The 17703-nt window shown below is 65.9% G+C and carries 7 protein-coding genes and 1 pseudogene; 5 read left to right on the forward strand and 3 right to left on the reverse strand.

Going from position 1 to position 17703, the window contains the following annotated elements; translation table 11 throughout:
* Positions 1 to 364: 364 nt before the first annotated feature.
* The gene (locus ACODSK_RS23570) at positions 365 to 2401 is read right to left on the reverse strand and encodes an oxidoreductase (protein ID WP_489019498.1); all 2037 of its coding nucleotides are present in this window, start codon (positions 2399 to 2401) and stop codon (positions 365 to 367) included.
* A 195-nt stretch (positions 2402 to 2596) separates the two neighbouring features.
* On the opposite strand from ACODSK_RS23570, the gene ACODSK_RS23575 reads away from it, so the two are divergent.
* Positions 2597 to 3706 carry a carbon-nitrogen hydrolase family protein gene (locus ACODSK_RS23575; protein WP_489019499.1) on the forward strand — a complete coding sequence of 370 codons (1110 nt, stop codon included), beginning with the start codon at positions 2597 to 2599 and terminating at the stop codon, positions 3704 to 3706.
* A gap of 4 nt (positions 3707 to 3710) precedes the next feature.
* Positions 3711 to 4751, forward strand: a complete 1041-nt coding sequence (locus tag ACODSK_RS23580) for an AraC family transcriptional regulator (protein ID WP_489019500.1) — start codon at positions 3711 to 3713, stop codon at positions 4749 to 4751.
* Between the two features lie 456 nt (positions 4752 to 5207).
* Here the strand turns inward: ACODSK_RS23580 and ACODSK_RS23585 are convergent, their stop codons facing one another.
* Complete coding sequence (locus tag ACODSK_RS23585; protein WP_489019501.1) at positions 5208 to 6092, reverse strand: DUF2242 domain-containing protein; 885 nt, start codon at positions 6090 to 6092, stop codon at positions 5208 to 5210.
* Positions 6093 to 6296: 204 nt separating this feature from the next.
* Here ACODSK_RS23585 and ACODSK_RS23590 point away from each other — a divergent pair, with 204 nt between their 5' ends.
* The 3 genes from ACODSK_RS23590 to ACODSK_RS23600 all read left to right on the forward strand — a co-directional run bounded on the left by ACODSK_RS23590 (position 6297) and on the right by ACODSK_RS23600 (position 13268).
* Positions 6297 to 7961 (forward strand): cyclic peptide export ABC transporter, encoded by a 1665-nt coding sequence (locus ACODSK_RS23590; protein WP_489019502.1) that lies wholly within the window; start codon positions 6297 to 6299, stop codon positions 7959 to 7961.
* Positions 7962 to 8122: 161 nt separating this feature from the next.
* Complete coding sequence (locus ACODSK_RS23595) at positions 8123 to 10525, forward strand: TonB-dependent siderophore receptor (RefSeq protein ID WP_489019503.1); 2403 nt, start codon at positions 8123 to 8125, stop codon at positions 10523 to 10525.
* A gap of 271 nt (positions 10526 to 10796) precedes the next feature.
* Positions 10797 to 13268, forward strand: coding sequence for a TonB-dependent siderophore receptor (locus ACODSK_RS23600; protein WP_489019504.1), 2472 nt, complete (start codon positions 10797 to 10799; stop codon positions 13266 to 13268).
* 328 nt (positions 13269 to 13596) lie between these two features.
* On the opposite strand, the pseudogene ACODSK_RS23605 reads toward ACODSK_RS23600, so the two are convergent.
* Positions 13597 to 17586 (reverse strand): annotated as a pseudogene (locus tag ACODSK_RS23605) (amino acid adenylation domain-containing protein); the annotation flags it as partial.
* Between the last annotated feature and the right edge of the window lie 117 nt (positions 17587 to 17703).

The raw sequence follows: 17703 nt of genomic DNA on the forward strand, positions 1-17703 counted from the left end.
CCAAGGTGAAATGGCCTGCGGATATGGATCTGGAATCGAGGACTGCGCCATGAGTGGGGGGCTTATGAGCAGCCCCAAACTCGCGACCTACTGTTCTACCGGCAAGGACCTTGAGGAAGGTTGAGCATGCCGCCGACTCTACAGATTTGAGAGTTGATGCTGATGGCCTCATCGCTGGCAATGCCAGCTCCCACAGGGACCGCGTCGAGCACAGATACCGTGGCCGACCCAGAACCTTGGGGGATTCGGCCGGGCGGCGATCCGATTGCCTGCCACCATAGAATCTCCCACAAGGATCGCGTACACCGCCGAATCCGTGGGAGCCGGCGTTGCCGGCGAAAGGGCCGCAAAGCGGCCCCAGCGATCAAAGCTCCGCCGCCAACCGCGAGCCCTGGTTGATCGCCCGCTTGGCATCCAGCTCCGCCGCGACATCGGCACCACCGATCAAGTGTACCGACTGCCCCGCCGCCACCAGCCCATCATGCAGTTCGCGCAGCGGGTCCTGGCCGGCGCAGATGACCACGTTGTCCACCGCCAGTACCTGCGGTTCGCCTTCGCCGATGCGGATATGCAGGCCGGCATCGTCGATGCCGAGGTAGTCGACGCTGTTGAGCATCTGCACCTGCTTGTTCTTCAACCCGGTACGGTGGATCCAGCCGGTGGTCTTGCCGAGGCCGTCGCCGACTTTGGTTTTCTTGCGCTGCAGCAGGTACACCTGACGCGCCGGGGCATGCGGTTCGGCCTTGATCCCGGCGACACCACCGCGGGCTTCGAGGGCGCCATCGATGCCCCATTCCTTCCAGAACGCCGCGCGGTCCTGGCTGGTGGCGACACCTTCATGCACGAGGAATTCGGAGACGTCGAAGCCGATACCGCCGGCCCCGACCACCGCCACCCGCTGGCCGACCGGCTTGCGTTGCAGCAGCACGTCCAGGTAGGTCAGCACCTTGGCGTGGTCGATCCCCGGAATCGCCGGCAGGCGCGGAACAATGCCGGTGGCGAGGATGATTTCGTCATAGCCGCCCGCCGCCAGTTGCGCGGCATCGACCCGGGTGTTGAGGCACAGTTCGACGCCGGTGGTCTGCAACTTGCGTCCGAAGTAGCGCAGGGTCTCGTAGAACTCTTCCTTGCCCGGCACGCGCTTGGCCACATTGAACTGGCCGCCGATCTGCTCGGCAGCATCGAACAGCACCACCTGATGACCACGCTCGGCCGCGACGGTAGCCGCCGCCAGGCCAGCCGGGCCGGCACCGACCACGGCGATGCGTTTCACCTTGGTCACCGGGATGTAGTTGAGCTCGGTCTCATGGCAGGCACGCGGGTTGACCAAGCAGGTGGTCAGCTTGCCGCCGAAGGTGTGGTCGAGGCAGGCCTGGTTGCAGCCGATGCAGGTGTTGATCTCGTCGGCGCGGCCTGCGGCGGCCTTGTTGACGAAGTCCGGGTCGGCGAGGAACGGCCGGGCCATGGAGACCATGTCGGCATCGCCCTCGGCCAGCACCTGCTCGGCGACCTCCGGGGTGTTGATGCGGTTGGTGGTGATCAGCGGGATCTTTACCGCGCCACGCAGCTTGGCGGTGACCTTGCTGAACGCCGCCCGCGGCACCTTGGTGGCGATGGTCGGGATGCGCGCTTCGTGCCAGCCGATACCGGTATTGATGATGGTCGCCCCGGCGCCTTCGATGGCCTGGGCCAGTTGCACGATCTCGTCCCAGTTGCTGCCGCCTTCCACCAGGTCGAGCATCGACAGGCGGAAGATGATGATGAAGTTCGGCCCCACCGCCTCGCGCACGCGGCGGACGATCTCCACCGCCAGGCGCATGCGGTTCTCGTAGCTGCCACCCCAGCGGTCGGTGCGCTGGTTGGTGTGGGCGGCGAGGAACTGGTTGATGAAGTAGCCTTCCGAACCCATGATCTCGACGCCGTCGTAGCCGGCGCTCTGGGCCAGTTGCGAGCAGGTGACGAAGTCGGCGATCTGCTTCTCGATGCCCTCCTCGTCCAGTTCCTTGGGCTTGAACGGGTTGATCGGCGCCTGGATGGCGCTCGGTGCCACTTGCTTGGGGCTGTAGGCGTAGCGCCCGGCGTGGAGGATCTGCAGGCAGATCTTGCCACCGGCTTCATGCACCGCCTGGGTGACGATCCTGTGCTTTTCCGCCTCTTCGACGGTGGTCAGCTTGGCCGCGCCGGAGTACACGCCGCCCTCCACGTTCGGGCCGATGCCACCGGTCACCATCAGGCCGACGCCACCGCGAGCGCGCTCGGCGAAATAGGCAGCCATGCGCTCGAAGCCGTCGGGCCGTTCTTCCAGGCCGGTGTGCATCGAGCCCATCAGGGTGCGATTGCGCAGGGTGGTGAAGCCAAGGTCCAAGGGGGCAAGCAGGTGCGGGTATTGGGCGGCGGTCATGATGATCTCCACGGCGGTTCAATCACGGAATGCGGGTACCTCGTCCGGCCAGGCGGCGGGCCCCGTCGATTTGTCTGGAGCCGACATTAAAGGCCGACCCCGTGTCGCTCAATGATCGAAAGTGACAAGTTATTGATCCAAACGCACCGGGGCGACTACCCTAGGGGCGAATTCCTTCCCGGCGTTGTCCGCTTCATGCGCAAACTGCTTTCCGGCGCCCTGGCGCTGGTCCTCCTCGCCGCCCTCGGCGGCTACATGCTCTGGGCCGAACAGCGCCCCGAGGGTCATTACCTGTCCGATCTGCGCGTCGAACTGGCACTCGACCAGGGCGTGCCCAGCGGCCAGGGCAACCTGCTCGGCATCGAGCCGCAGCTCTACCCCGGCGACTATCAAAACCTCACCCGCCTGCACCGCAAGCTCGCCGCCTACCTGGAACAGGCACGGGTCAAGGGGCTGGTGAACGAGCGCACCGTGGTCATCCTTCCGGAACATATCGGCACCTGGCTGTGGGCCCGGGGCGAAAAGCGCGAGATGTACCAGGTCACCCGCCTGCGCGAGGCCTACCAGTGGCTGGAATTGAGCAACCCGCTGCGCTACGGCCTGGCCAGCTACAGCGCCACCGGCGACGACTGGCGCGCCGACGCCCACCTGCGCATGAAGGCCGGACAAATGGCGGCGGACTACCAGAAGCTGTTCGGCGACCTGGCCCGGGAGTTCGGCGTGACCCTGGTGGCCGGCTCCATCGTGCTGCCCGAGCCTTACCTCGACCATGGCGTGCTGCGCGCCGGGTCCGGTGCCCTGTACAACAGCAGCCTGGTGTTTTCCGGTACTGGCGCGGTACTCGGCCAGGTGCATCGCCAGCAATACCCGGACAGCAATGTGCGCCGCTTCATCGAACCCGGCACGGGTTACCCGCCACAGGTGGTCGACACCCCGGCCGGACGCCTCGGCGTGCTGCTGGGCAGCGATGCCTGGTACCCCTCGAGTTATCAACAGCTGGCCGCGCAGAATGTGCAGGTCATCGCCAACCCGGCCTTCGTCGGCGACTGGAAAGGACCATGGCGCGGCAACCGTCATCAGCCACGCTCGGCGGAGCTCGACCTGCAACCCGGAGAAACCAGCGAAGAGCAGGCCTGGTACCACCTCAGCGAAACCGCGGTGCCGGCCGGAATCGCCAGCATGAGCGTGTTCCTCCGCGGACAGTTCTGGGAAGTGCGTGCCGAGGGCCTCGGCTTCGCCAACCTCAACGCCCTCTACCACGCCAGCGCCAGCCAGGGCGCGCGCCTGCTCAACCTGTGGCTGTAAACCGATGAACCGACCACGGGTACGGCTTGGCGATCTCTCGGTCGGCTTTATCCAGAGCCTGGAACGGGCCCTTGGCGAACTCGGCCAGGACCCTGCCCCGCTGCTCGAACGCTACGGCCTGACCCCGGCGCGCCTGGGCGAAGCCGGTGCGCGCCTGTCGATCCCCCGCTATATGCACCTCGGCCATGCCGCGATCGAACAGGCCCGCGAACCGGCCCTGGGCCTGCACATGGGCCGTTTCAGCCGCCTCGGCCAGGCCGGACTCGCCGGCATCAGCGCGGCCCAGGCACCGACCCTCGGTGAAGCGGCACGCACCCTGCTGCGCTTCGAGCCCCTGTACGCCGCCAACTACCGCGGCCAGTCCAGCTTCGAGGAAGACAGCCAGGGCGCCTGGCTGCGCTTCTACTCGATCAGCCCGTACAACGCCTACAACCGCTTCGTGGTCGACTCGGTGCTGTCCGGCTGGCTGGCGCAACTGTCGGACCTGATCGGCCAGCCCGTGCAGGCCGAGCGCCTGGAAATCGAATTCGACAGCCCCGCCTATGCCGAGGGCTACCAGGCCCTGAGCCTGCACCCGGTGCAGTTCGGCGCGCAGAACAATCAACTGCGCCTCGGCCGCGCCACCCTCGACCTGCGCAACCCGGCCCACTGCCCCAGTACCTGGCAGCACCTGTTGCAACTCTGCGAGCAGGAATTGCAGGAACGCACGCGCATCCGCAGCCTTGGCGAGCGTATCGCCCACCTGCTCGGCCCGCTGCTCAATGGCGGGCGCGAGCCGGACCTGGAAGAAGTCGCGCGGCGCCTGCAACTGCCGACCTGGACCCTGCGACGCAAGCTGGCCGAGGAAGGCACGCAGTTTCGCGCCATCCTCAATGACACCCGACGGGACCTGGCGATGAGCTATATCCGCGATACCGAGCTGGCGTTTGGCGAGATTGCCTATTTGCTCGGGTTTGCCTCGGCCGAGGCGTTCCAGCGCGCGTTCAAGCGCTGGAGCGGGGTGACGCCGGGGGAGTTTCGGCGCAGTCAGCGGCGTGGGGAATAACTCAAGGACAGCGCAGACCCCGCGGGCCTCATCGCTGGCAACGCCAGCTCCCACAGAGACCGCGCCGAGCACAGAACTATGGCCTGGCCCAGAACCCTGTGGGAGCCGGCGTTGCCGGCGATGAGGTCTTCAGCAACAGCAAAAATCCGCTGTCGGTCACCTAGCCCCTCACAGACTTAACGCCGTAACAATAAAAAAGGGCCGGTTAGAAAACCGGCCCTTCACGGTGCAGACATCCCTTTACAGCTCTGTGGCATCGTCCGCCGGCTCCGGGGAGTCCAGCTCCGAGGCGTGGAATTCGAGAAGTTCTTCCTGATAGTCGTCCATAGTCTGCTCCGTTTCTTCGTCTGATCGTTTCTGTGTCGTGATTCACCCTAAAGTGCACCGGTGAAGGAAAAATGACAACAGCGTGTACGAAAATAAACGTAGCAGGTGTAACAGGATTTATCCCGCGGGCTAGAGCGCCGCGGGCGTCTCGCCGCTGGTCGGGGCCTGCGGGGTTTCCGGGGTCGGTTCGTTGACCACCGGGGTGGTCGGTTCCGCCGCCACCGGCGCAGCCTGCTCGGCGGTGATCGGTGCAGCTTCGGCAGGCGGCGCGATTGGCTGCGAGCCCTGGCTGTCGTCCACCACCGGCGCCGGCTGGGCTTCCACAACCTGGGCCGGGGCAGGAGCAGCAGCCGGGGCGACCGGCGCCGCGACCAGGCTTTCCGCCTGCGGCGCAACCGGAGCCGCCACCGCACTCTCCGGCACACCCAGCGCGGGAGCCGGTTTCGCAGGCGCGGCCGCTTCCGGGGCCACTGCCTTCTTCGGGCTTTCCTTCGGCAGGAAGCTTTCCACCAGGGCGAAGTAACGGTCGTAGAACTGCGCCGCGGTCACCGTCTCGCTGGCCACCTTGACCATCGAATCGTCAGTGGAGCCGATCGGCATCGATACCGAACCCAGCACGCCCACGCCCAGGCTGGCCGAGGTATTGGACTTTTTCAGCGCATAACGGTCCTGCAGGGCGTTGGCGAACATGGTCGAGCGCCCATCGCCGCCGATATCGTTGGCGCAGGTCACGTTGAAGCTGATCTGCAGGTGGCTGTCGCCGGTCTGCTGGAAACTCTTGTTGCCGTTGACCTGGCCCTGGTCGGCCGAGGTGATGATGTAGCCCTGGCTCAACAGCGCACGGCGCGCCGCTTCGCAGGAGCTGGCCTCGCTGACCGGGAAGCTGCGGGAGAAGGTACCGGAATCGTCGAAGTTCTCGTGCTCGTAGATAGCGGCCTTTTTCGAGGAACAACCGGCGACACCCGCCAGCACAAGGGCCAGCCCGAGCGCACCGCAGACGGTTGACTTAGACATTGCAGATCCTGAGGGGGAGAAACGGAAAGGCGCCTATTGTGCAACACCTCGCCGATCACTGAAACCGCCAGCCCCCGATTCGACGACAGAATTCATTTCCCCGACCTGCGGCAGCGAGCCTGGCCGGCGTTAAATTTCCGCCGCGCAAGCTCGTCCACTCCCTGACGGCGCAGAGCCCGTTTGCCCGCAATCCGAGAGAACCGCATGACCCTCAAGACTGAAAGCCTGGCCCGGGAAACCCTGAGAATCCTCAAGCCCTACTGGTGGCTGGTGCTTCTGTCCACGGTACTGGGGATCGTCAGCGGTCTGAGCGTGACCGGCCTGCTCGCCACCATCAACCGCGCCATGACCCAGGACGGCGGCCCCGGCACCGACACCGCGCTGCTGTTCGCCGGCCTGTGCCTGCTGACCCTGGCCTGCTCCACCGGGTCCAGCCTGCTGAGCAACCGGGTCGGCCAGCGCGTGGTGGCCAACCTGCGCCGCGATCTGGCGGCGAAGATCCTCGTCGCGCCCATCGAACAACTCGAGCGCTACCGCGCGCACCGGCTGATCCCGGTGCTGATGACCGACGTCACCACCCTGAGCAACTTCGCCCTGTCGGTGGCGCCGATGGTCATCGCCTTCACCGTCACCCTCGGCTGCCTCAGCTACCTGGCCCTGCTGTCCTGGCAGATCCTCGCCCTGACCCTGCTCACCGTGATCATCGGCAGCGGCGCCCAGTACCTGGCGCACCAGGCCGGCATGCGCAGCATCCTGCGCGCCCGCGACGGCGAGGACGAACTGCAGAAGCACTACCAGGCGATGTCCGCCGGAGCCAAGGAACTGCGCATCCAGCGCCGCCGCCGCCAGCACCTGCTGGACGAGCAGATCCACGGCACCACCGAGCGCATCTGCACCTCGAACATCCGCGCGGCGAACATCTTCGTCAGCGCCGAAACCTTCGGCTCGATGCTGTTCTTCGCGGTGATCGGCATCGCCATCGCTTTCCAGGCCCTGTGGCCGGCCACCGACAAGAGCGTGCTGGGCGGCTTCGTGCTGGTGATGCTGTACATGAAAGGCCCGCTGGAGCGCCTGATCACTGCCCTGCCGATCATCTCCCGGGCCAAGATCGCACTGCGCCGCATCGCCGAACTGTCGTGGAAGTTCTCCTCGCCGGAGCCGCACCTGCTGGTCAAGGACCGGCCGTCGAGCCTGGGCAGCATGCACAGCCTGGAACTGCGCCAGGTACGCTACGACTACCCGCCGGTGGACGGCGTCGAGTCCTTCCATCTCGGCCCGGTCAACCTGAGCATCAAGCAGGGCGACATCGTTTTCGTCGTCGGCGAGAACGGCGGCGGCAAGACCACCCTGATCAAGCTGCTGCTGGGCCTGTATCCGCCGCAGCAGGGCGAGATCCTGTTCAACGGCCAGCCCCTGGCTGCCGAGCAACTGGACGACTACCGCCAGTTGTTCACCACCATCTTTGCCGACTACTACCTGTTCGACGAGCCGCTGCCGGGCGACGCGCCGGTCACCGCCGACGCGACGAAATACCTGGAACGCCTGGACATCGCGCACAAGGTCGGCATCCGTGATGGCGCCTTCACCACCACCGACCTGTCCACCGGCCAGCGCAAGCGCCTGGCGCTGATCAGCGCCTGGCTCGACGAACGCCAGTTGCTGGTGTTCGACGAATGGGCCGCCGACCAGGATCCAGCCTTCCGCCGGGTGTTCTACACCGAGCTGCTGCCGGAGCTGAAACAGCAGGGCAAGACCATCATCGTGATCTCCCACGACGATCGTTACTTCCCGGTCGCCGACCAACTGGTGCGCATGCATGGCGGGTGCATCACCGTCGAACAGGTCGAGGACAGCGCCGTTACCGCCTGAACCTCCCGCCGCTGCGGTCCGATCCGCAGCGGCGCCTTTCGGACCGGCTGCCAGGGCGGGTGGTGGTAGGTAAGTGCCATCACATGCCAGAATGTGATACTCCACACAAATGGATATCATTTACTTTGGCATCCCGGCCCTCTTCATCCCCTCTTGCGTTAGTGCTGAAGCTGGTTCTGCGGGTAAGGAAACCCGCCCTGACAGCCGCCGTCGCGCTCTTCACCCTGCCCCAGCACTGCCTGGCCCAGGCCGCCGAAGTCGACTTCGACATTCCTGCGCAACCCTTATGGAGCGCCCTGCAAGCGTGGGGCAGGCAAAGCGATCTGCAGGTGCTGGTCAATCCCGAGCAGATCCAGGGCCTGCCCAGCCCCGCCGTGCACGGCCGCTACACCCCCGAACAGGCCGCCCGGCTGCTGCTGAAAAACAGCGGCATCGACTACCTGCTGCAGGGCGACACCCTGACCCTGGGCATGGCCGACTCGTCCACCACCCTGGACATGGAACCCACCGCGATCAGCGCCGAACCCCTGGATGCGACCAGCGAGTTCAGCAACGCCTACGCCGCCTCGGCGATCACCATCGGCAAATCGACGCAGACCCTGCGCGAAACGCCCCAGTCGGTGACCGTCATGACCCGCCGGGTGATGGATGACCTGCACCTCACCAGCCTCGACCAGGTGCTGGCGCAGACCCCGGGCATGAGCTTCGGCCAGCGCAACTTCGGCTCGCACCTCTACCAATCCCGCGGATTCGTGCTGGGTGACGAGAGCTACCTGATGGACGGCATTTCCGGCCAGGCCTACAACATCACCGCCTGGCTGCCCGTGGACATGGCCATCTTCGACCGGGTCGAAGTGCTGCGTGGCGCCGCCGGCCTGCTGACCGGCCCCGGCAACCCGGGGGGCGCGGTGAACCTGGTACGCAAGCGCCCCACCGCCGAGCCGCGCTTCACGGTCACCGCCCGCGCCGGCTCCTGGGATACCTACCGCCTGGACCTGGACGGCAGCGGCAAGCTCAATGACGAAGGCACCCTGCGCGGACGCTTCATCACCGCCTACGAGGACAAGGCCTCCTACATCGACGAGAAAAAATCCACCACGCCGCTGCTGTACGGCATCGTCGACGCCGACCTGAACGAGAACACCGTGCTCACCGGCAGCCTTCGCTACCAGTCGGGACGGTTCAAGGGCTACTCGATCTATGGACTGCCGCGCTACACCAATGGCAGCTCCCTGGACATTTCCCGCTCCACTGCGCTGGTCCAGGACTGGAACCAGCATGACGCGGAGGTCACCGAGGCCTTCACCGAACTGGCCCACACCTTCAACGACGACTGGAGCGCAAAGACCTCGCTGATCCACTCCCGCAGCGAGTTCGACCTGGCGGTGGCCTATGCCCGTGGTGCCGTGGACCCGGTCACCCAAAGCGGAACCGCATTCAGGGGCGTGGAGTTCCGCCATACCGAGATCGACAGCACCGGGATAGACAGCCATATCGAAGGCCGCTTCGACTGGTTCGGCCTGCCCCAGCAGATCACCCTCGGGGCCAACTGGTCGCGCCAGGACGTGCTGGAAAAACGTGCACCGGTAAGCGTGAACGTGCCCGTGGATATCTTCGATGTCGATCACAGCGCCTTTCCCAAGCCGGCCCGCCCCGCCTGGAGCTCGATCAACCAGTCGGTGGACCAGCGCACCGGCCTCTACACCAATGCCCGCCTGCACCTGGCCGAGCCCCTGACCCTGGTGCTGGGCACGCGCCTGAGCTGGTACTACTACGACGTCGACTACAAGCTGGGCGCCGGCGACTTCACCGCTAACCAGAAACACCGGCTGACGCCCTTCGCCGGCCTGATCTACGACCTCGACGAGCAATGGTCGTGGTACGCCAGCTATGCCGACATCTACCAGCCCCAAAGCATCTACCGCACCTCCAGCGGCTCGACGCTCGACCCGGCGGTGGGCAGCAACTACGAAACCGGGATCAAGGGCGAACTGCTGGACCGGCGGGTGAACCTGTCGCTGGCGCTGTTCTATATCAACCAGTCCGATGTTGCTGCCCTCGACACGGCCAGCCTCGACAAGTGCCTGACCAACGACCCCACCGGCACCTGCTACGTCAACGGCACCACCCAGCGCAGCCGTGGGGTCGATTTCGAGGTCAGCGGCGAGGTCCTGCCCGGCCTCCAGGTGCTGGCGGGCTACACCTTCAACACCACCCGCAGCAGCGCGGGCGGCCCGGTCTCCAACGAAACTCCCAAGCATCTGGCGCGACTGACCACCAGCTACACCCTGCCCGGCGCCTGGCACCGGCTGACCCTGGGCGGCGGTGTCTCCGCCCAGTCCGGCTATTACTGGGACAACGGCCAGGGCCAGAGCTACGGTTCGCCAGGGCGGGCGATCTGGGACGCGCGGGCCTCGTGGAAACTGGATGAGCACTGGACCATTGGCGTGAGCGGGGAAAACCTGCTGGATCGCAAGTACTACTATTCGGCCAATGCCATCGACCGCGGCAACATGTTCGGCAGCCCTCGCAGCTATACCGCAACTCTGCGCGGCGAGTTCTAGGCCCTCCATCCGCGTCAATAAAAAGACGCCATCAAACCGACTCTCCGGAAAAAATGCCCGAACTCCCGGGCAGTTTTCACGATCCGCGAGAAAGTGAAAATTCCGTTAAATCCGTGCAGGTGCAACTCGTTCTCTTCAACGACGAAACGCGCTCGACCTCAAGAAAAGTGCCCGGCTGCCAGCCATTTCACAGAGCACTTCCTGCCAACGAGCCGCTGCCCATGGCCGTCGCCCACCCCAGACACACAACTATCAGAACGAGTTCTCCTCCATGCACACACCGTCCCGACTCACGCCGCTCAGCACCGCCCTGCTGATGCGCCGTGCCTTCCGTGCCAAGCCTTCACTGGCCGCAATCGGCATGGCCCTGACCCTGCCCCTCGCCGCCCAGGTGCAGGCCCAGGAAGTGGAATTCAACATCCCGGCCCAACCCCTGGCCGGAGCCTTGAGTGAGTTGGGCCGGCAGGCCAATCTGCAGGTGCTGGCCAGCCCCGAGGACCTGGCCGGCAAGACCAGCGCTGCCGTGCGTGGCCGCCTGACCCCGCAACAAGCCGCCGGCCAGGTCCTTGCCGGCACAGGCCTGTCCTATAGCGTGCAGGGCAATACCCTGAGCCTGGTTGCCAACGATTCGTCGGCTGCGATCAACCTCGCGCCAACGGCGATCAACTCCCACGCCCTCGGCACTACCACCGAGAACACCGGCTCCTACACCACCGGCGCGGTGACCATCGGCCGTGGCGCGCACACCCTGCGGGAAACCCCGCAGTCGGTGTCGATCATCACCCGCAAGCTGATGGACGACAAAAACCTCAACAACCTGGACCAGGTCCTGTCCAAGACCCCCGGCCTGTCGTTCACCCAGCGCAACTTCGGTTCCCACCAGTACGAGTCCCGCGGCTTCGTGCTGGGCGAAGAGTCCTTCATGATGGACGGCGTTCCCGGCCAGTCCTACAACCTCACCGGCTGGATGCCGCTGGACATGGCCTTCTACGACCGCGTCGAAGTCCTGCGCGGTGCCGCCGGCCTGCTGGTCGGTGCCGGCAGCCCTGGCGGTGCGATCAACCTGGTGCGCAAGCGCCCGACCAACGAACCGCAGTTCTCGGTCACCACCCGTGCCGGTTCCTGGGACAACTACCGCATGGACCTGGACGGCAGCGGTCGCCTCAACGATGAAGGCACCCTGCGCGGTCGCGTGGTCGCCGCCTACGAGGACCGCGGCAGCTACCTCGATGGCCAGAACACCCAGACCCCGCTGTTCTACGGCATCCTCGAAGGCGACATGAGCGAGGACACCACCCTGGCCCTGAGCTTCCGTCGCCAGACCAGCAACATGAACGGCTACTCCATCTACGACCTGCCGCGCTACAAGAACGGCAAGGGCCTGGACATCTCCCGTTCCACCACCCTGTCGCAGAACTGGGCCTACAAGGACAGCACCACCGACGAAGTCTTCGCCGAACTGAGCCACCGCTTCAACGAACGCTGGACCAGCAAGACCTCGCTGATCCACACCGAAGGCGACTTCGCCTCGGTGGTGCCTTATGCACAGGCCCTCGGTACTGCAACCGTTCCGCCAGGCGTCAGCCCGATCACCAACACCGGCACCACCTGGCGCGGCGTCGAGTTCCGCGACGTCAGCATGAAAGGCAACGGCGTGGACAGCTTCGTCGTCGGCAACTTCGATGCCTTCGGCCTGACCCACGAAGTCACCATGGGTGCCAGCTGGTCGCGGCAGACCGTCATGACCAAGCGCGGCGTAGTGACCGCCGGCATCATCAACACCCCGGTCAACGTGTTCGACGTCGATCACAATGCCTTCGCCAAACCGGCCAAGCCGGCCTGGTCGCAGGTCAACGAATCCACCGAAGAGCGCAAGGGCATCTACGCCAACACCCGCCTGCACCTGAGCGAGCCGCTGAGCCTGGTACTGGGTGGCCGCCTGAGCTGGTTCGACTACGACTACAACGACAAGGTCGGCACCGGCGACTACAAGAACAAGCAAAACCGCGAGTTCACCCCGTTCGCCGGGCTGATCTACGACATCAACGAGAACTGGAGCTGGTACGCCAGCTACACCGACATCTTCAAGCCCCAGGCCAACTACCGCGACGTCGGCGGCTCGCCGCTGGATCCAGCGGTCGGCTCCAGCTATGAAACCGGTATCAAGGGCGAACTGTTCGACAAGCAGCTGAACGTCGGCATGGCGCTGTTCTACATCAAGCAGGACGATGTACTCGGCGAAGACGTCGCCAACAGCGGCCGTTGCACCACCAACGACTCCTTCGGCACCTGCTACGTCAACATCACCACCCAGCGCAGCAAGGGCATCGACCTCGAAGCCAGCGGTGAAGTCCTGCCTGGCCTGCAGGTCATGGCCGGCTACACCTACAACCTGACCAGCTCCTCCTCGGCGTCGCCGCTGACCACCGATACGCCGAAGCACATCGCCCGGGCAAACACCATGTACACCCTGCCTGGCGAATGGAACCGCGTCTCGGCCGGTGTCGGCGTGTCCGCGCAATCGGGCTTCAGCAACCGGAGCAACGGTGCCGAATACGGCGTCGGTGGCCGGGCCATCTGGGACGCCCGCGTGGCCTACAAGCTCGACGAGCACTGGACCGTTGCGGTCAACGGTGAAAACCTCTTCGACCGCCGCTACTACCTCGCTGCACCGGGCCTGGACCGCGGCAACATCTTCGGCGCACCACGCAGCTACATGCTGACCCTGCGCGGGGACTTCTAAGCCATTCGGGGCCGCTTTGCGGCCCTTCGCGACAGTTCGGCACTCCGACGAGCTCGCCCCACAAAGCCCCGTGGGAGCGAGCTTGCTCGCGAACGGCGGCGAAGCCGTCGCAAAACCTAAATCCGTGGCTTGCCTGACACACTGAAGTGGATGGTTTTAGGGCCGCTTTGCGGCCCTTCGCGAGCAAGCTCGCTCCCACGGGGACTTGTGAGGGCTGCAAAGCAGCCCCAAGGCTGACTGACTGGCATTGGCCCTCCAGGCACTTGCCACGAAGCATGAAAAAGGCCAGTCGGTTTTGCCGACTGGCCTTTTTCACATCCTCACACCGTCACTCGTACTCTTGCAGCCGCTGCAACAGGCTCTCCAACAATGCCGGGCTGAGAATCACATCATCGTGCTTCTGCCCTGCCAGGGTTTGCGAACTCAAGCCGTTCAGCGCACAGGCCTCGCGCAGCAGCACTTCGTCGGCCTCGATCTGCGCGGCGCTGCGACTTGCCCCCGCCCACCAGCACTGCGGCACCACCCTCAATGGCTTGAGTGCAAAGCCGCCCGCCAGCGCCATATTGACCCCGAGCAAGCGATAGCCCCCGGCAATCTCGGCCTGCACCGAGATATCCCGGTACACCGCACGCAGCGCCTCGACAGGTGTGCCACTCTGTTGCGCGACCCGTTCGATCACCCAGTCGCTGGCCTGCGGCGAGTCGCCATGCAGTGCCGTCGCCTCGGCGATCAGGCCGCGCACGATCGGCTCGCCAATCCCCGGAACGAACGCCAGCAGGCTCTTCACCAGACCATCCCACGGACCATCGGCCCTGGCTTCGACAGGCGCTGGTTCGACGACCTCCGCGCCACTGTCGGCAACGGGCAGGAAGCTGTCGACCAGGCCGAGGAAGCCCACCGTCTCGCCAGCCGATTCCAGCGCATGGGCCACGTCCATCGCCAGCGCCCCGCCCAGCGACCAGCCGAGCAGATGGTAGGGGCCATTCGGCCGGGCCTTGCGGATCTGCTCGACGTAATAGGCGATCATCCCGTCCCAGGAGGTCTCGAACCAGCCCGGCACCACATGGCTCTTGTTGACCACCCCCAGCACCCTGCGCGTGCCGCTCAGGTGACCGGCCAGCGGGTAATAGGCATAGGTGCCGCCGCCTCCCGGCGGCAAGCAGAACAGCGGGATACTGGCGCTGTCGGCGCCGTTCATGCTGATCACCGGCTTGCTCACCCGGCGCTCGCCGGCGCTGATGAAGTCGGCCAGTTCCTCGAAGGTTTCCAGGAGCAGGAAGTCATGCAGGCTGAGGCTGACCGAGAACGCCTCGCGGATCTTGCCGACCACACTGATCACCAGCAGCGAATGCCCGCCGAGGGCGAAGAAGTTGTCCTTCAGGCCAACCCGCTCGACCTTCAGCACCTCCTCCCAGATCCGCGCCAGGCGCTGCTCGCGCTCGCCACGCGTGGCCTCGAATTGCGCCTGTTCAAGGCTGGCATCGGGCGCGGGCAAAGCCTTGCGGTCGAGCTTGCCGTTGGGGGTCTGCGGCATGCCCGGCAGCCACACCAGATGGCTCGGCACCATGTAGTCCGGCAGGCCGGCCTTCAGGTGCGCCTTGAGCTCGCTGCGCAGGGCCTCCGCGTCGTCCACGCCATCGCTGGCCACCAGCCAGGCGGCCAGTTGCCGGCCACCGGCGGCATCGATATCCAGCACCACCGCCTCGTGCACCGCCGGGTGTTCGAGCAGTCGCGCTTCGATCTCGCCCAGTTCGATACGGAAGCCGCGGATCTTCACCTGGTGATCGAGACGCCCGGCGTACTCGATCACACCGTCGGCGTGGTAGCACGCCAGATCGCCGGTGCGGTACAGACGCGCGCCATTGCCGGAGAACGGGTCCGGGACGAAGCGCTGGGCCGTCAGCGACGGCCGCTGGTGGTAACCACGGGCCAGACCGTCGCCGCCGATCAGCAACTCGCCGCGCGCGCCCACCGGCAGCACCTCGAGATCGTCGCTGACGATATGCAGGCTGGTGTTGGCCAGCGGCTTGCCCAGCCAGACATCATCGGCGCGGGTGAGGTAGTGCCGCGCCGACCAGATGGTGGTCTCGGTCGGGCCGTAGACGTTCCATACATGACCGGCCTGGTCGATCAGGCGCTGGGCCAGTTCGGCGCTCAGCGCCTCGCCACCGCAGAGCAGGGTCCGGCCATGCAGCGCACCGGCGGGCGCCGCGTCGAGAATCATCCGCCAGCTCGAAGGCGTGGCCTGGATCACGCTGACCTGCTGCTCGGCGATCACCTGCAACAGCGCCTGCGGGTCCTTGTTCTGCCCGGTCTGCAACAGCACCACCGCGGCACCGCGCAGCAGCGGCAGGTACAACTCCAGGCCGGCGATATCGAACGACAGCGAGGTCAGTTGCAAGACCCGGTCGGTGCTGGTCAGGCCCGGCTTGTCGGCCATGCTGCAAAGGAAGTTGACCAGCGCCTGCTGGGCGATGGTCACGCCCTTGGGCAGGCCGGTGGAGCCGGAGGTGTAGATGGCATAGGCGAGATTGTCCGGGCCGGCGATGGGCGCCAGGTTGTCCTCGCCGTAGCCGTCCGGCCAATCGCTATCGCGGTCCAGGCACAGGTTGCACAATCCCTCCGGGATCGGCAGTTGCGCCAGCAGCGAGGACTGGGTCAGCAGCAGTTCAAGGCCGCTGTCCTCGATCATGTAGGCCAGGCGGTCACGGGGGAAATCCGGGTCCAGCGGCACATAGGCGCCACCGGCCTTGAGCACCGCCAGCAGGCCGACCACCATGTCCACCGAACGCTCCAGCGCCATGCCCACCAGCACGTCCGGGCCGACGCCCAGTTCGCGCAGGCGGTGGGCCAGGCGGTTGGCCCGGCGGTTGAGCTGTGCATAACTCAGGGACGTCGCGCCGGACACCAGCGCGACCGCCTCCGGGGTGGCCCGCACCTGGGCTTCGAACAGCTCCGACAGGCAACGCTCACGAGGATACTCGGCCGCGCTGCGGTTCCAGTCGACGAGGATCTGCTGGCGCTCCTGCGCATCGAGCAGCGGCAAGGCCGCCACCCGCTGACCGGCATCGGCGCAGATGCCCTGGAGCAGGTTGCGCCAGTGTCCGGCAAGGCGCTCGATGGTCGCGGCGTCGAACAGCGCCGTCGCCCAGGTCAGCGCCGCGCCGATCCCGCCTTCGTGTTCCAGGGTTTCCAGGGTCAGGTCGAACTGCGCGGTCTGCGCCGACGAGGCCAGCTTTTCCACGCTCAGCCCCGGCAGCCCGCGGCCTTGTCCGGCGCCCCGGGTCTGGTGGTTGAACATCACCTGGAACAGCGGGCTGCGGCTCAGGTCGCGCTCCGGCTGCAGCGCCTGGACCAGTTGTTCGAAAGGCAGGTCCTGATGGGCCTGGGCCTGCACCGCGGTGTCCTTCACCTGCTGCAGCAACCGGGCGAAGGTCAGGTCGTGGGCAAACTGCGCCTTGAGCACCTGGGTGTTGACGAACAGGCCGATCAGGCCCTCGGTCTCGGCGCGGTTGCGGTTGGCGGTGGGCACGCCGACGCGCACATCCGCCTGGCCGCTGTAGCGATGCAGCAAGGTCTGGAACGAAGCCAGCAACAGCATGAACAGGGTCACGCCGTGCTGGCGCGCCACCTCCTTGAGCCCCTGCGCCAGTTGCGGCGCCAGCTCGATATCCAGGCGCGCGCCGGCATGGCTCTGCACCAGCGGTCGCGGCCGGTCCGTCGGCAACTCCAGCACCGGCTGCTCGCCGCCCAGTTGCGCGGTCCAGTAGGCCAGTTGGCGCTCCTGCTCGCCGGCTTCCATCCAGTTGCGCTGCCAGATCGCGTAGTCCGCGTACTGGATCGGCAAACCCGGCAGGTGCACGGCCTCGCCGCTCCGATAGCCGGCGTACAGGCGCACCAGCTCGTCCACCATGATCGGCATCGACCAGCCATCGGAAACGATATGGTGCTGCACCAGGGTCAGGACATGTTCTTCCTCGCCCAGGCGCAGCAGGCGCACCCGCAGCAGCGGCCCTTGCTCAAGGTCGAAGGGTCGGCGCAGTTCGTCGCTGACCCGCGCCTCCAGTTCATCCGCCGCCAGCGCCTCCGGCCGCAGCACGAAAGGCACCGCCGGGTGGACGATCTGCACCGCACTGTCGCCTTCCTGGCGCAGGGTGGTGCGCAGGGTTTCATGGCGGGCAATCAAGGCGCCGAATGCCGCCTCCAGCGCCGGCACATCCAGGGCGCCGCTGAGCCGCAGCGCCACCGGAATGTTGTAGGCGGCGCTGTGCGGCTCCAGTTGCCAGAGAAACCACTGGCGCTGCTGGGCGTAGGACAGCGCCGAGCTGGCTTCGACCTCCCGCTTGAAAATCGGGGTGACCCCGTACAGATTCACCCCTTGCCGCTTGAGCAGCACCGCCAACGCCTTGCGTTCCCGGGCAGACAGCGATTTCAC

It is taken from the genome of Pseudomonas sp. FG98 (assembly GCF_057808595.1).

Coding starts and splice junctions, on each gene's coding strand:
- ACODSK_RS23580 (WP_489019500.1), top strand. CDS start 3,711: ATGAACCGACCACGGGTACGGCTTGGCGATCTCTCGGTCGGCTTTATC.
- ACODSK_RS23590 (WP_489019502.1), top strand. CDS start 6,297: ATGACCCTCAAGACTGAAAGCCTGGCCCGGGAAACCCTGAGAATCCTC.
- ACODSK_RS23575 (WP_489019499.1), top strand. CDS start 2,597: ATGCGCAAACTGCTTTCCGGCGCCCTGGCGCTGGTCCTCCTCGCCGCC.
- ACODSK_RS23585 (WP_489019501.1), bottom strand. CDS start 6,092: ATGTCTAAGTCAACCGTCTGCGGTGCGCTCGGGCTGGCCCTTGTGCTG.
- ACODSK_RS23570 (WP_489019498.1), bottom strand. CDS start 2,401: ATGACCGCCGCCCAATACCCGCACCTGCTTGCCCCCTTGGACCTTGGC.
- ACODSK_RS23600 (WP_489019504.1), top strand. CDS start 10,797: ATGCACACACCGTCCCGACTCACGCCGCTCAGCACCGCCCTGCTGATG.